Source organism: Bacillus cereus group sp. N11, assembly GCF_016483605.1.
Lineage (GTDB): Bacteria > Bacillota > Bacilli > Bacillales > Bacillaceae_G > Bacillus_A > Bacillus_A toyonensis.
The window spans coordinates 50,246-66,622 of sequence record NZ_JAEHBN010000017.1; the positions used below are offsets into that span (position 1 = coordinate 50,246).

A 16,377-nucleotide genomic window follows, 5' to 3' on the forward strand; every position below is an offset into this window, starting at 1 on the left:
TTTTACACCCTCTTCTTTGTTAATTTAAGTAATACTTTGCTCAAGCTTTCTTCCGTAAGATCCTCTGCATCAGCAAAATCTGATACCGTAAAAGCTGACTCTGTTGTTGGTTTATTTATAAGTTGGCGAAGATGCCTCAACATACCATCTGCTATTACTTGAATTTTTAATTTGGAAAACTGTTCTCTACTATACATCCAAATAAAATGTAACTTTTCATCTTTCACCATTCCGATAACATCAATTAGATGAGATGGCTTGGAATCTGGAGCATGATCTAAAAATGTAAACCCTGCCTCTTGCATAAACAAAGATTCCTTTGAAAACACCTGATCAAATTGGCCCAAATAGTTAAAGCTTATTGAAGGCTTTTGCTGATAAAACGGAAGTATTTCTTTATTCAAGTAACGTAAAATACCATAGTCTACTCCGTGATTCGGAATTCGACGCAATTGTTCTTTGACAGCCTTTAAGCCTTCAATTGGTGTTTTAGTTCCTTGAAAATTTAGATGAACAGGATAAATACTCGTAAACCAGCCCACTGTCCGTGATAAATCAATACCTTCAATCATCTCTTCTCTCCCGTGTCCTTCTAGATGAATAGAAACCGTTTGCTGATTTGTACAATCGACGATAGCTTGTCCTAATGCCGCCAATAGTACCTCATTAATCCTTGTCTTATGAGTGACTGGAACTTCGTGTAACAATGCTTGTGTTTCTTCTACTCCTAAAGTCCTCGTCACTTGATCAATCGATTCTTCTGTTGTTTCTTGTATTGGATAGTCCATTGGAATTGTCATCGTTTCTTTTTCTACTTGTTCATTCCAATAATCCTGTACTTCTTTTGAAATACCCGAATCACTGTATGTCTGGAGTCGTTCAGACCATTCTTTAAAAGATGTACTTTTCGCAGGTAAGCGAATTCCTTGACCTTGTTTCATCTGGTTATATACCACCTGTAAATCTTCCAATAGAATTCTCCACGATACTCCATCTACTACTAAATGATGAATCACCCAGAATATTCGATCATTTCCAGTCAAGTTATCCTCAAAGTAAACTACTCTCATTAACGGACCAGTAACTAAATTGAAACTAGCTTGATTAATGTTCATCTCTTCTTGTATTATTTTATTCCACTCTTTTTCATTAACTTTGTTCCGCTTTACAACATGGAGTACTGACAGCTCATCAGTCCCTTCATTTCTCTGCCTCCATGTTCCGTTTGGTAACTGCTCGTACCGAAAACGTAAAGCATCATGATGTTTGATTAAATTTAATATTGCTCCCTCTAGTAACTTCACATCCAATCTCTCTTTTACTCTTAAAAGCATTGATTGATTCCAATGCTCTGGATGTGGATGTTCTCGCTCGAAGAACCAGTACTGAATTGGAGTAAGAGGCACATCTCCTGTTACAATCCCCTGCTCCGCTTGTACTCCCTGCGTTTCTATAGCCAATTGTGCCAGCTCGGCAATAGTTGGGCATTCAAACATTTGCTTTGGAGTAAGTTTTAACCCTACTTGACTTGCTTGAGATATGATTTGAATACTGAGAATCGAGTCGCCACCAATTTCAAAGAAATTATCATAGATTCCCACCTTTTTAATACCTAATACTTGCTTCCAAATAGTAGCCAGTATCTGTTCATTACTATTCCGAGGACCAACACATTCACTATTAATCTGCTTTTCCTCTGGCATAGGTAAGGCTTCACGATCAACTTTGCCGTTAGCTGTAAGTGGAATGGCTTCCATCGTCACATATCCCGAAGGTACCATATAGCTCGGTAGTTTCGCTTTAACATACTCTCTCCACGCACCTACATTTCCATCTCCTACAACATAAGCTACTAATCGTTTATCACCCGGTTGATCCTCTCTTACAATTACAACTGCCTCTTTTATAGATGCATATGCATTTAAAGTAGACTCAATCTCCCCAATCTCAATTCGGAAACCACGTATTTTAACCTGATGATCAATTCTTCCACGATAATCCAGATTCCCATCTGGCAAATACCTCGCTAAGTCTCCTGTCCGGTATAATCTTGCTTTCGGATCACTACTAAATGGATGAGATATAAAGCGCTCTGCTGTTAATTCAGGTCTATTTAAATACCCACGTGCAAGCCCTGCCCCGCCAATATAAAGCTCACCATCTACACCTATAGGAACAGGTTGTTGATAAGCATCTAATATATACACTTCTAAATCTGGAATCCGTTTTCCGATATTACTTCTCGAAGCATGATGCACATCATCTAGAGTAATTGGATAATACGTAACATGAACTGTAGTTTCTGTAATTCCATACATGTTAATTAGCTGTGGTTCTTTATCCCCATATCTTTGAAACCACGGTAACAAGCTAATGGGTTCTAACGCTTCTCCGCCAAATATCACATAACGCAGCTGCAAGTTTTTATTCTTATCTTCGTGTTCACACACTCGTATTAATTGTCGAAATGCGGAAGGTGTCTGATTTAGAACTGTGACTTCTTCCTCCACCAATAATTGATAAAAATCTTTTGGCGATCGACTAATCCAGTACGGAACAACAACTAATTTTCCACCATATAATAAAGCTCCCCAAATTTCCCATACTGAGAAATCAAATGCATAAGAATGAAAAAGCGTCCAAGTATCTTTTTCATTAAATTGATACCAACAATCCGTCGATTTAAATAACCGAATGACATTGTGATGCTCTATCATAACGCCCTTTGGATTCCCTGTTGATCCCGAAGTATAGATTACGTAAGCAAGATTTTGGGAATTCACATTAGAAACCGGCAAGGTCTTACTTTCTTTCCCAATCTCTTCTTGATCACGATCCAGGCAAATCGATTCAACATTTTCTGGTAACCATTTCAATTCTTTTAAACTTTCTTGCGTTACGAATAACTGAATGCTTGCATCCTCTAAAATATATTGAAGTCGCTGCTCTGGATATGTTGGATCAAGTGGAACATAAGCCCCACCAGCCTTCAAAATCCCTAAAATACCTACAATCATTTCGAGAGAACGTTCAACACACAGTCCAACTAAAGTATCAGGTCCTATTCCCTTTTTCTGCAGATAATGAGCTAACTGATTTGCTCGTTCATTAAGCTCCTTATAAGTAACTTTTTCTTTTTCATACGTAACTGCAATAGCGTTTGGATAAATCATTGCTTGTCGTTCGAACAATTCATGAAGAGTTTCCCGAGGTGGGAAATCCAGCTTAGGATTGTTGAACTCAACTAAACTTTTTCTTTTATCTTCATCAGAAATAATTTCGATTTCAGCTACCTTCTGCTTTGGGTTTTCAAAAGTGTTTTCCATTATCGCTAACATAACGTTAAAAAAGCGTTTTATCTCTTCCTTAGAAAATAGCTCCTCACGATAATCAATATGTACATGTAAAGAGTCTATATCAATTAGATTTTCAATATGCACTGCAAAATCTTGTACCTCTTCACGGTTTGCGATCCATAGTGAGTCACCACTTTCATCACGATCCCTATAATCAATCGTAGTTCCGAAAAGTCTCACATTGCTGTTATTCTCTTTATTAATCTGCTTTAATAATAAATCAAATGGATATTTCTGATGTCTTAATGATTTACTTTGTTTTCTGGACACCCTACCAATAAATGAAAGCACTTCTTCTTCTGGGTCAATATCCATTCTTAAAGGAACTGTACTCACCATCATTCCAATCAATTTTCGTTCCATTTTAGTCATACGGTTGCCGTAAGCCATTCCTAATGCAATATCAAGCGATGAAGTCCACCGATACATGGACAACGAGAAAGTAGCGACAAAAAGAGTATATAAACTAAATTTGTAATTTTCGGAAAACAATTCTATTTTTCTCTTCAAATGCTCCGATAATATAAACGTTTCGCGTGATGCTTTGGTACTAACTTGGTACGTATTATAGGGCTTCAATCCGGTCACAGATGGAAGTGTTTTAAATTCCTCTAACCAGAATTTTTGATCTTTTTGAAAGCGACTACTATTCAAGTATGTTTGTTCATTAGCCAGAAATTGAACATATGAATTTTTAATTTCGCCTTCCTCAGTCTCGTTATGCATTTCATAATAATGTTTTGCAATCTGCTCAGTAAATATTTGAATTGATAAACCATCCATGATAATATGATGAACATTTCCAAAGACTGCACATTCATTATCGTTTAATTTTATTAAGGCGAAATAGTATAAATTCGAATTAAATAATGTAAACGTTTCTTTTGTTTTCTGCTCAATCCATTCCTCAAGTAAATCTGAATTCTCCACATTACTGAAATCGAAAAACTCAAATTCTTGTTCTTCATGTTTAATAAAATATTGTTTAGGTTCCTGATGCCCATTTTCTTTTAATCTAATGCACAGACCGTCATTTTCACTGATAACACGATTCACAACTTGGTTTAATTTTGAATAATCCATTTTTCGATGAAGTTTAAATAAAAATCTTAAATTACATATCCCTTTATCAGAATGAATAACTTCTGTATACCATATTCTTCGCTGCGGGTGACTTAATGGAAAACATTCCTCATTGGTCATAAAAAATCTTCCCTTCAAAAATTATTTGCTCTTATAGGTTCGTGTTTATGTTTAGCCCATAAATATTTCTGCAGTGAAACTCCAATTACTCCAATGACAACAAGCCCAATCCCACCATAAACATAGAGTTGAGTTACTCCAAACAAATGCACTAATGGGCCACTCATAGCAGGAGAAATAATTAGAACTGCGTTTGTTAAACTGCTTTGAATACCAAATACTCTTCCTACTTGATCTTGATCAGATTCTATTTGTAAAATGACTTGATTAGATACAAGCATCAGCCCACTTCCAATACCAGCGATAAAACTAATCAGATAGGCCAAAACGAAGACCGTACCGGGCGTTATCAAACCAATCCCCCCAAAACCAATTCCCATTAAAACCATGCCTCCACATACTACCCAACCATATTGAAATTGTTTTAATTTCTGAGTTAGTAATGCACCAAGTATTCCGCCAAGACCAATAATAGAAATGATATATCCCATTTTACTTTTATCATGTGGGAATAAGCTCTTAAATAAAGTCGGGAATTGTGAGTCTACTAATTGTAATACTGCCATGGCTATTGTAACGAAAATCATAGTTGATAATATTATCCGATTAGATAACACATAGCCCCACCCTTGTACCCAAGCGGCCCAAGTGCTTTGCTTTTGCTTTTCAACAAGTTCTTTCGATATAGTTTCTTTGAATTTTATTGTGGGTATCAGAACTAACGTAGCTAATAAACAACTTATAGCTCTTATAATGAGGCAGAACTCTGGCTGAAACCAACTCAGCAACATGCCCCCTATAAGTGGGCCTACTATCTTGGTACCCTGCTCTACTATTCCGTTGATACTTACTGCTTTAGTAAGCAAATCTGGGGATACAATCTGTCTTGTTAGTGTTTGTTGTGCAGGATAATAGAAAACAATAAAAATGGAACGAATCATTAATGCCACTAAGAGCCAGTGGATATTTTGTACAAATAAAAGAGCAATTGTTATTAAACCAACCATCAAATTACAGAACATCATAATTGGAATTTTTCTAAAACGATCTGCAATAACACCTGCCCATGAGCCAAAAATAATTCCAGGAAGTGCATATGCAACAGGAATCAATCCAATCATAGTAGGATCTACTTCCCATTCAAACCCAACTATAGTCATAATCGCTAACATATCAATAAAAACACCAAGCATAAGCAATGAATAGGCAGAGAAAACTTGTAAATAAACCCTATTTCCTAATAGGCCTTTTGAATCGGTAGTTTTCATAAAATGTGCTCCTTAAATTTACTAAAACGGATGTTTTGGTGTACACAATACCTCTTTTTTGCACATAATTTATAACTCTACATATATCCATCCGAAATTTAATAGTATTCAAACTTCAATAACTATAAAATTCAATATCTTTGATATTATTTATGCATTCAAATATATTTATTTTTAGTTTTTATACGTTCACTTCTGACTCTAAATAATCTTTTTCACCTATAAACGTGGATAAATTAAATGATTTCTAGTTATATCGTCATTACAACCACAGTAAAAAACGATAATATTTCATTAATTTATCTGAACAACTTTCTTTGATTTTCATATTCTACAAGCTAAAACTCTACTCAATGAAAATAATCCATTAATAGCTATCTAACCCTAAAATTTATAATAGTTAAACCATCCAAATTACACCCTCTTTTCAGAATTGTCTTTTTTTTCTATTTAAAATACTATCACACAAATTTTCTAGCTACTATCTTCATAAAGTTGAAATAATCAAATTAGAAAATTCAGATAAAAAACGAGGTAAATTTGCAATTATCTTACTCAATATTATTTTCACAAACGCTATTGAATCCTAACAAATAGTAAATCCCTCTTTTACTCTTCTCTATATTTGTATCCTATACAATAAAAATTTCTTTTTTCTTATCCTTTTCTTACAATTTCCTTACGTTCAAATCACTTCTATAATTAGATAGGTTTTATTTTAAAATCTCCAAGATAATAAATGTTTATATAATCCCACGATTTCATAGAAGATAGATTAATAACCCTGCGCCAAATCATCATGCACATCTCTGATATTTCCTTGGATTCCCCCCTCAACCTTTACCACTGTTCCAACCGGCATCAACACTTCTTCACGTTCTTATAAATAGTAATAACTAATCAACTTTTTACCTGAAAATAAATTAATATAGAAAAAGAGAGATAAGGTTAAAATACCTTTATCTCTCCTTTTCTCTCACATATTATGCGAAGGATTTTTTTGTTTTGGGGTTAATCTGTTTTCTTAGCTTAATGGCGATGGGGTCCCACCACATCGTTATCAACTTAAGAAATTAAATGTACCTCGAATCTCCCTATACGTCGCTCAAAAAGGCAGATGTAGTGTAACTGGGGAGAAACTTCTACCCTGTGGGACATCCATTGTTGTCACAAGCAATTATGGAATGAAACAAAGGATGATAGCTACAAAAACCTTACAATTGTTAAATCGAGTATTTACAGACTAATTCAGGCAACCAAAGTTGAAATCATTAACCAACTATTCTTTGAGCTACAACTTAACGAGGAACAGTTAAACAAACTCAACAAATTGCGAAAACTAGTTAAAAACGAGGAAATCTGTATAAAATCACAAACTGAAGTGGAAACAAATAACGAAAAACTAGCGTTGTTTACTTAGAACTTATCATTATTGGGTGAGAAGAAAACTACAATATAGATGGAGCGCGGTATGCCATGAAAGTGGCACGTACTGTGCGGATCGGGGGAAAAGTTAGAAATAACCTCAAAGACTTACCTATCGACAATCATGCAGTTATGCAAGAGCAAAATTACTGGAAAGGTCAAAAACATAAGCTTCGAAAAGAAAATAAAAAGTTATTTATTTCATTAGAACCACATTTGTTTGAAGACTGGAAGAGTTCGCATTGTATAACGAAAATCTAAATCAAACCGCATCGGAGTTAGTAATAGAGGGCTTAGACTATATCTATAAAGAGGGTATACCTGTAATGTAATCTCATGCTTTTCAGCATTTTGTAAAAATTGAAATATCACCATTTCAATAAAAACTATTACAACAATTAGCGCTCAAACGAGGATGTTCAACAAGAAAAATGGCATATCCAGTATTAAAATTCATGTTACAGACAAAGTAAAAGAATCCAACGTTTAACGAAGGATTCTTTTACCTGGTGTTCGTTGACAAATAGCTTCACCAAAGGAATTGATTCTAGCCACTCAATTCCTTTTTTATGTTATAAAAAAGTGTTTAATTTGTAAAAAAGCATTTGCTATAGAATAACAAATGCTTTTTGTTGAACTTGAATTGATCACTTTCAGAAAGTATTTATATTGTTTGCCTTTTTCTCTTGAAAAATTGTACCCTCAATCACTAATCTTACTATAAAATATAAAAAATGTAGCGTTTTAATATAGAAAAACTTATTGGTTGTATATGGATTTTTTCTTTATAATAATGAAAGGTAGTTCCCGATTATAGATAGGCTCGCATGCTTTTCTTGTATGAGAGCCTATCTATATAAAAAGATTGGATATTTATGAGTTTTGCAACACCCTCAGTAGTAATATCGTAAAAAATTATTGTAAAATATTTTTAGAGTAGATTAATTTATGTAGCAACACTCAATAATCAATGGAGGTATTAAATGAGAGATTTTTTTGAGGAGAAATACTTAGATATAGAGCTACAAAGAGACCTGGTAAGTTTAATAAGTGAAATTAGTGAATACAAAGGAAAAATATCCGCTTATCAAGACAGAAACCCTGATATATTCAATAATTTGGAGAAAACTATCCCCCTTCATTACATAAAAAACTTTAATACTGTTTTTATGGATATAAACGTTCCGAATAAAAGGTTAAAAGAACTGATTTTGAACGAAATGTTACCCAAAACAATAGAAGAAGATGCCGTATATTGTTATTATCAAGCAATGTCTCTTGTGCAAAAAAAGTTCCATAATCTACCCGTTAACTCAGAGACAATACAAGAATTACATTTTCAATTAATCCATTATATTACTTCTGACTGTGCAATGTGGCGTAAAAAACAATTTATTGTCCCAGGTGTTCCTGAATATGGGATGCATTCCAGTAGCTATCGTCCAGTAGCTCGGGAACTTATTCCCCAATCTGTAAAACTATTATGTGAGCAATATAATACATTAGTGAAGAATAAGGAGTTTCATTCACTTATATTAATAGCTCAATTTATATTGAATTTTTATTGTATTCTCCCTTTTGACCAGGGAAATCGAAGACTCGCATTCATATTGATACAATTACTATTAATGAAGAGTGAACATACATTTATAAGGTATGTATGTTTAGATAAATATATAAAGAAACATGAATCAAAATACTATGATTCAATCTTTAAATCTTCAGTTAATTGGTACTGTCGTGGGCATAATATTAGTTTTTGGATAAAAATATTCTTAACAATTATATTAGAAGCATATCAGGATTTGCATCTAACAGTTCAGGATTCTATATGTAGGGATACTAAAATTGAGCGAATTAAAAATTATATAATTAGGCAAAAAAAACCTTTTACTAAAGAAAATATTCGTGACGTTTATCCAGATATTGCCGAAAGTACAATCAGTAAAGCATTAGCTTCCTTCCAGTCTCTTGGTCTTATAAAGCTAGCTTCACGAGGAAGAAATGCTCAATGGACACGGGTTTAATTCCTTTTTTTACGATTATCAAAAATTTATCGGCCAAAGAAAAATGTAATTCATTTATGACCATATAGTTCAAAGGAGGCTTAAATCCTGAGTAATAGATCACTTTCAGAAAAGAAAATGAGAAAAATCACAGATAGGATATTTGAAAGGTAATACAATTCAAGAAAGATAGTTTTGTGATAGCCGTTGGCTATTACTTTTGTTTTTTTAGTTATCGAGGTGTATCTGAGGTCCTCAAAGAATCTGAAGATTTCATATTCATCCAAAAACGATTATGCGTTGGGTCCATGAATATGGTAATTTGATCTATCAAATCTGGAAGAAGAAAAATAGAAAGATTCAATCATTCTAGAAATTAGATGCGATTTATATAAAAGTGAAAGGAAAATGTTGTTATTTATATCATAAAATCTTTAATAATGGATGTATATTGGATATTCAACTTCAAAAAACTAGAGATCATCAGACAGCCTATGCCTTTATGAAAAGATTGGTGAAGGCTTTTGGAGAGCCAACGGTTCTCAAAACAGACAAGGCCCCAGTACTACTTTGCGCATTTAACAAATTAAAAGTACAAGGTTTTTATAAACAACTCATTGCACAGTCAAACATTTGAACAATCTCGTCGAACAAGACTATAGACATGTAAAAAGACGTTGAAACAGTTCATGCTCTAGATACACGAAAACGAAGTTTGCAACAACCAAACTTCGTTTTTTTCGACGTATAATGAACTATATCAATTACTAACGATTGTTTGAACTACTCACCACTTAACGTCCTTACGGACTTTTTGAAGTGGGAGATTCCTGCTAAGATAACCGATGTATCCACCGGTTATCTTAGCAGGCTCTACCCGTAGTCCCTACGGTGAGAACACAAGTATCTTGTACATTGACGCACCACACTCCCTACTTTAGCTTGGTTTTCGCAACTTCGGCAAGCATGGGGCGATAGAACGTTGAAGATTTTACGGTTGGAGCGTTTTTCTGCAACCAACCTCATATCTTCAGTTTTCGAAGAGCAATCTGTACAAGTAAATGATAGCAAACATGTTGGCATATGCCAACCGACGTTCTTCTTCCATACAAAAGCAGACAATTTACTGAATATTGACTATTCCCCCCCCCCATCTTTCGTTTCCTGGATTGCTTCAATTACATTGTATGGTTCTGGTGCAAAAATTTTAATAGATGTGTAAGTAATCTCTAAAACTTCAACATACTGACCCTATTACTCAAAAAAAGATATTTGATTGGTCTGGAAAAGAAACGCGCATTCAAATATATGCATTACCAGCTGATAATATTTTGTTAACGATACAATCCCAATTCTCACAATTTGGTAAAGATGATGAAGAAACGTTTTTATCCATTTCTAATGCAACAATTCCATTAGAATTATATGCGCCTTATTCTCTTTTATTTTTGTTGTTTATTTACAAATTGATAAAAATTTCTGCATATTGTTTTTTTAGCTTCTTAAATTATTTTCATTCTCGATATCAATATTGGATAGTATCAAATTGGTATCATCTTTTGACAATTTTATTTTGCTTTTAGACCTCACCATACTATTTCGGGAAAATTGTACGTTAAGGATTACAAACCTTTATCATTACAGTGTTTTTTTAGATGAGTATATGTTCATAAAGATAAAATACTAAGTTTAATTGAACACTGATTTATATACACACTTTATGAACACGATTATAGCTAAAAAACGTTGATATTATTGAGTTTTATCGCCTGTCCATAAACATAGATTTTCTGGACAGATGTCTCTTAATGTACAGAAAACGCTTAAAATGTGTCCAAATTGTGTCCGAGTGTATAATTTTCCCAATATGGCACGGGGTACAAGCTTAGATACGTGTAAAAATTGGTCACAGGTTAAATTTTATTCCCCAACATAATTTAAGAGTATTTATTTTTACATTTTGGAAAGATAAGCACATTCAAAAATATTGTAGAATTTATGACAATTAACGTTGGATTTCTTAATTCATATATATCTTTTTATTATAAATATGACATTACCAAAAAAAATATATATATTTCAAATGGTATATATATAACAAAACATAAAAAAACTAGTCACTATTGTCTTATAGTGGGTAATTAATCATAAAATTGCGTATTTTCTGACGTTTATATATTCTAATAGGGGGTATCTTTTTCCATCCCCTGAAAAAGGAGAATAAGAAAGAATCTAGTTAATATCTATTGCTATTTCCTTTATAAAAATAGTAATTGTAACAGACTTAATCTAGAATCTCTCTTTAAAAAATAAGAAAAGGAGGAGTTCAAGTGAAAAAAACTTTAGTTACAGGATTAATGGTTACAGCAATATTAGCAAGTCCTTCCAACTATGTAAGTGCTTATGCGGAGAGGGTGCAGTCTAAATCAGAGCCCACATATGTACAAAATGTCAAAAATGCGAATACATTATCACATTCAATTAGAACGTTAGGTTCACAATCACCTTTAGCGCAAGCATATGGATTAATTATTTTACAGCAACCAACCATTAAAGGGACTGGTATGAGCAGTTTAACGAATCACCAAGAATTTGTAAAAAATCATGTTCGCGAATGGTTAGATGAATATAATCCTAAGTTAGTTGATTTAAATCAAGATATGCAGCGTTTTAGTACAAGATTCAATGGTTATTATGGTACATTATATGATTTAGCAGAAACGGTAAATACAGATGCGGAAACAAAAGTGAGTTTTGTAAATGCTTTTAATAGACTACAAAAGGACGTACAAACTATCCAAGATAGTATGAACCAAACCTTATTGCAGCTAAATCGTTTTAATGATTTATTGCTTCAAGATAACAAAGGGTTTTCTGAAAAAGCAAAAATAGCAATTCAATCCCTAGAGGGGTCAGATGGAACTGTTACACAGCTAAGAGCTGATATTAAAAGACTTCAAGAAGAGATACTGGTAGAGCTCGCAAAAATTTTAAATAGACCAAATGAAGTTCGTAACGGCGTTATAAATATTGGGAAGCAAGTCTTTACGATTGCGGGCGGAGCAGCTCAGACTCAAACTATAGATTTTATCTCTATTTCATCTCTTGGTGGTGGAATTTTAGATCTTTTCGACAGCCAAACAGCTGCTTCTGCTAGGATCATTGAGCAGAAACAAAAAGAATTACTACCACTAATTCAGCAGTTAGCAGAAACCCAAATTCAAGTGACTGAAATGACATTTATTGAGGATCAAATGAATGGTTTTACTGAGATGATTAAGAGGCAAATTACTACTTTTGAATATTTGATGAATGATTGGAAAGCGCTAAATGATACAATGATCCAAATCCAACTCAATCTGAGTGTAGGGGCACACATGGATAGTGTTGGATTACAAAATCAATTAATTCAGCTCAAAGAATTCAGTGATGAACTGTATTTGCAAACAAAAAAGTTTGAAAATTTCATTTCAAATGTAACAATCAATTAAGTTTAAGCAAAGAGTGAAATATGACTATACTGAAAGTTAAAGGAGAAGACAAAAATGACAAAAAAGCCTTATAAAGTAATGGCTTTATCCGCATTAATAACGGTAATGGCAGCAGGTAGTATCATGCCAACATATGCTTCTGCAGCGGAAAGCACGGCTAAATCAACTCCTATTCACGCTAAAACAGGTACAACGGACGATTACCCGGATTATTCATTAGGACCAGAGGGTCTTAAAGAGGCAATAACAAATACAGGGTCAAATGCTTTAGTAATGGACCTTTATGCTCTAACAATCATTAAACAAGCAAATGCTGATTTCAATGGGCTCAATTCAATTGATACATCTTTACGAACGAAAATAATTAATGATCAAAATATTGCCAGAATAAATGCAGGGCAATGGTTAGATAAACTTAAACCGCAAATGATTTCAACGAATCAAAACATTATTAATTATAATACTAAATTTCAAAATTACTATAATACGTTAATCGAAGCTGTAAACAATAAGGACAAGGAAACATTATCAAATGGACTTACAAGGCTAAATAATGATGTTGTAGCAAATAAGGCGGATGTGGACGAATTATTAGGAGAACTGCGAGAATTCCGAAAGAAAATGGCAACAGATACGCAAAACTTTAAACAAGATGCAACTCAAATAACGTCTATTTTAGCAAGTCAAGATGCTGGAATTCCGCTGTTGCAAAATCAACTCACAACGTATCATGCTACAATTGCTGAATATAATAAACTGCTTATTGCCTCAGCAGTTGCAACGGCTCTAGGCCCACTTGCTATTATAGGCGGAGCAGTTCTAATTGGTACTGGTTTAGGAGCTAAACTAGGAGTGGTGTTCATTGTAGGTGGTTTAGGAGCAACAGCAGGAGGTATAGCGGGAATTGTTATAGCAAAGCAAGAGATGGATAAGGCTCAGGAAGAGATTAAGAATATAACAGGACAAATAACCCAGGCTCAATTAGAAGTAGCTGGTTTAACCAATCTAAAAGAGCAAACTGAATCCTTAACAGAGACTATTGATATAGCAATTACTGCACTACAAAATCTTTCAACCAAATGGGATGTAGTTGGATCAAAATATAAATCTTTACTTAAAAATATTGCAGTTATGGACCCTAACGATCTATTTTTCATAAAAGAGGATCTCGATGTGGCTAAAGATAGTTGGAAAGAAGTTAGAGATACTGCTGCAAATCTTTATGAAACTGATATTAAATTAGTAGATACAAAATAATCAATTGATATTATGTGATAAGGGTTCCCTGTTCAAACTTGAGCAGGGAACTTCCTCAATGCTCACTAAAAGATACGAATTCTTAAAAAGCGTAGGTGGGATAATATGAATAAGAAATTGTACAAGAAATTCCTATTATCAATGATGATTGCTGGAATGGTAACAAGTAATATAGTACCACTTCATACTTTCGCGGCAGAACAAAAAGTCCATACAACTATATCGCAAGAAACCATTCATAATTATTCACTTGGTCCTGAGGGCTTTCAAGATGTACTAGCACCAGCAATGTCTAATGTACTTGTTATGGATTCATATGCCAAAACAATACGCAATCAACAAGAGACAGACCTTAGTGGTATAAGTTCTCTTAATAGTTATTTACGAGCAAACATGTTGAAGCACCAGGACGATGCAAAAAAAAACGCGACCTATTGGTTAGATAATCTTAAACCACGTATTATGAATACGAATCAAAACATTGTAAATTATAATGATACATTTCAAACACACTATAGTATTTTACTAGATGCAATAGATCAAAAAGATACTGAAAAATTGAAAACTGAGCTCGATAAATTGTATCAAAGTATATTGACTAATAAAAGTGAAGTTAACGAGCTATTGGAACAGCTGAAAACATTCCGAACTAAAATGACAGCAGATACGCAAAACTTTAAACAAGATACAAATCAATTAACGACTATTTTAGCTAGTACAACTGCAGGTATTCCGTATTTAGAACAGCGAATTAATGGGTATAATGAGTCTATCAAAAAAAGCAATGATCAAATTATTGCAGGTTCAGTACTTTGCGCGACGTTAATAACGTGTATCATTGGTGGACCGCTGATTGCAACAGCAAAAAGTAATATTGCATCTGCTGAGCGAGAAATAGAAATTTTAAAGGCACAAATTTCTGGGGCACAAGCAGAAATAGCTATTATAACTGATGCAAAAAATAAGACTACGAATATGGCGGAAACAATTGACACAGCTATTACTTCTATACAGAAAATGTCTAATAGTTGGGATACTGTAGCAGCAAAATATAATAATTTAGTAAAAAATATCTCATTCATTAGCCCAGAAGAATTTGCTTTTATAAAAGCAGATCTTAATACAGCAAAAGATAGCTGGCAAGATCTTAAGAATTATGCTGATAAATTATATGAATCGGTGAAAATTGCGGAGAAAGAAGAGCAGGATCTGATAGATCGACTTCGTCCGTCAAGTGTTCAATATTTCTATAAACCGATACACAATGCCTATACATTTGAAATAAGAACGGGAGCAAATGCACCAAATGCGTCCTATAAAGTTATGAATTTAACAAAACGGACTACTCATAATATGTGGAGCGGAGGACCAAATGCAAGCATGTGGATTGACCAGCTTCCATTAAACTTAAAAGACCAATATGCGGTAATAGCAACGGTCAATGGAATGGATTATGTCATATATAAAGAAGTAGGAGAAAACATTCCTGGAGCTAATTTGAATGGTACCTATCAACTATTTTCTGCGTTAAATAATAGTAGCGTTATAGATATGGATCGATCAACGAATAATGTTACCTTATGGAGCAATAACGGCGGTAATCATCAAAAATGGAAGTTAGTATATGATTCAAATAAAAAGGCCTATCAAATTAAAAGTGTAACAAATCAAAATTTAATATTAGCTTGGAATGACTATCAAGGTTCTAACAATGTTTTTGCTACACCTAACCAATACTATGAAGAGCATTATTGGATAGTTGAAGATGCAGGAAATGGATATTTTTATTTAAAAAATAAGAAAAACTCTAGGTATTTAGATGTAACTGGTTCTGGTACTAAGGATGGAACAAATGTTATAGTATATCCATTTACAGCTAGTAATAATCAAAAATTTAAATTACAGAGACTAAATTAAATTATAGGATTCTGGTAGAAAAAAATTTCATCTTGAATTTCAATTGTTGTAAAATAGGGCATCTCTCCTACTTCGGAAAGATGCCTCTTTTCTATTCTAACGAATGTTGGGATACAGCTGCATGCCCATCAACTTAAGAATTTTTAAAAAAGGCGTTATTCTTTCTTAATAATATAAATGAGAAAGGGTGCCGTTTTTTAGATTCTGTTGCAAAAATAGTGGAATATGAAAGAAGGGTAAAAGATTCCTAACGGTATTGAACGTTATGCTGTTAAACCAAAGAGTTCATTGATAAGATATATCTGCCTTTGGACAGGCTTCCCCCCTTGGAGAGTTTGTCCTTTTTTGACCATATTTGTGAAATTACCAATGTTTCAAGAGCTGCTTTATATAGAATACTACAAGACAAAACATAATAAAAAATACCCGCCCAAATTGGAAACTTTCAGGTGTG

Annotated in this window: 7 protein-coding genes and 5 pseudogenes; 9 read left to right on the plus strand and 3 right to left on the minus strand. The window is 33.6% G+C overall.

Annotated features, from left to right (window positions below; all coding sequences use genetic code 11):
- Positions 1-2: 2 nt before the first annotated feature.
- Together JDS98_RS23775 and JDS98_RS23780 are read right to left on the minus strand one after the other, a co-directional pair.
- Positions 3-4,559, minus strand: a complete 4,557-nt coding sequence (locus JDS98_RS23775) for a non-ribosomal peptide synthetase (RefSeq protein WP_199634403.1) — start codon at positions 4,557-4,559, stop codon at positions 3-5.
- Positions 4,560-4,573: 14 nt separating this feature from the next.
- A complete protein-coding gene (locus JDS98_RS23780) occupies positions 4,574-5,827 on the minus strand; it encodes an MFS transporter (RefSeq protein ID WP_000858625.1) in 1,254 nt (417 codons plus the stop codon).
- Positions 5,828-6,903: 1,076 nt separating this feature from the next.
- On the opposite strand from JDS98_RS23780, the pseudogene JDS98_RS30355 reads away from it, so the two are divergent.
- From JDS98_RS30355 to JDS98_RS30365, 9 genes and pseudogenes are all read left to right on the plus strand, one after another.
- Positions 6,904-7,247 (plus strand): annotated as a pseudogene (locus JDS98_RS30355) (group II intron reverse transcriptase/maturase); the annotation flags it as partial.
- Between the two features lie 137 nt (positions 7,248-7,384).
- Positions 7,385-7,725, plus strand: a pseudogene (locus tag JDS98_RS23785) (hypothetical protein).
- A 510-nt stretch (positions 7,726-8,235) separates the two neighbouring features.
- On the plus strand, positions 8,236-9,279 hold the full coding sequence (locus tag JDS98_RS23790) for a Fic family protein (protein WP_097958898.1): 1,044 nt from the start codon (positions 8,236-8,238) through the stop codon (positions 9,277-9,279).
- Positions 9,280-9,412: 133 nt separating this feature from the next.
- Positions 9,413-10,040: pseudogene (locus JDS98_RS23795) on the plus strand (IS6 family transposase).
- Between the two features lie 200 nt (positions 10,041-10,240).
- Positions 10,241-10,480, plus strand: coding sequence for a hypothetical protein (locus JDS98_RS23800; protein WP_199634404.1), 240 nt, complete (start codon positions 10,241-10,243; stop codon positions 10,478-10,480).
- A 1,108-nt stretch (positions 10,481-11,588) separates the two neighbouring features.
- Positions 11,589-12,749 (plus strand): non-hemolytic enterotoxin subunit A, encoded by a 1,161-nt coding sequence (gene nheA / locus JDS98_RS23805; protein WP_199634405.1) that lies wholly within the window; start codon positions 11,589-11,591, stop codon positions 12,747-12,749.
- Between the two features lie 54 nt (positions 12,750-12,803).
- Complete coding sequence (gene nheB / locus JDS98_RS23810; protein ID WP_199634406.1) at positions 12,804-14,006, plus strand: non-hemolytic enterotoxin subunit B; 1,203 nt, start codon at positions 12,804-12,806, stop codon at positions 14,004-14,006.
- 105 nt (positions 14,007-14,111) lie between these two features.
- Positions 14,112-15,188: pseudogene (gene nheC, locus JDS98_RS30360) on the plus strand (non-hemolytic enterotoxin subunit C); the annotation flags it as partial.
- Positions 15,189-15,557: 369 nt separating this feature from the next.
- Positions 15,558-15,923 carry an RICIN domain-containing protein gene (locus JDS98_RS30365; protein ID WP_223268712.1) on the plus strand — a complete coding sequence of 122 codons (366 nt, stop codon included), beginning with the start codon at positions 15,558-15,560 and terminating at the stop codon, positions 15,921-15,923.
- A 263-nt stretch (positions 15,924-16,186) separates the two neighbouring features.
- Here JDS98_RS30365 and JDS98_RS30370 read toward each other — a convergent pair.
- A pseudogene (locus JDS98_RS30370) lies at positions 16,187-16,276 on the minus strand (IS6 family transposase); the annotation flags it as partial.
- Between the last annotated feature and the right edge of the window lie 101 nt (positions 16,277-16,377).

Coding starts and splice junctions, on each gene's coding strand:
- JDS98_RS23775 (WP_199634403.1), bottom strand. CDS start 4,559: ATGACCAATGAGGAATGTTTTCCATTAAGTCACCCGCAGCGAAGAATA.
- JDS98_RS23780 (WP_000858625.1), bottom strand. CDS start 5,827: ATGAAAACTACCGATTCAAAAGGCCTATTAGGAAATAGGGTTTATTTA.
- JDS98_RS23790 (WP_097958898.1), top strand. CDS start 8,236: ATGAGAGATTTTTTTGAGGAGAAATACTTAGATATAGAGCTACAAAGA.
- nheB (WP_199634406.1), top strand. CDS start 12,804: ATGACAAAAAAGCCTTATAAAGTAATGGCTTTATCCGCATTAATAACG.
- JDS98_RS30365 (WP_223268712.1), top strand. CDS start 15,558: ATGGATCGATCAACGAATAATGTTACCTTATGGAGCAATAACGGCGGT.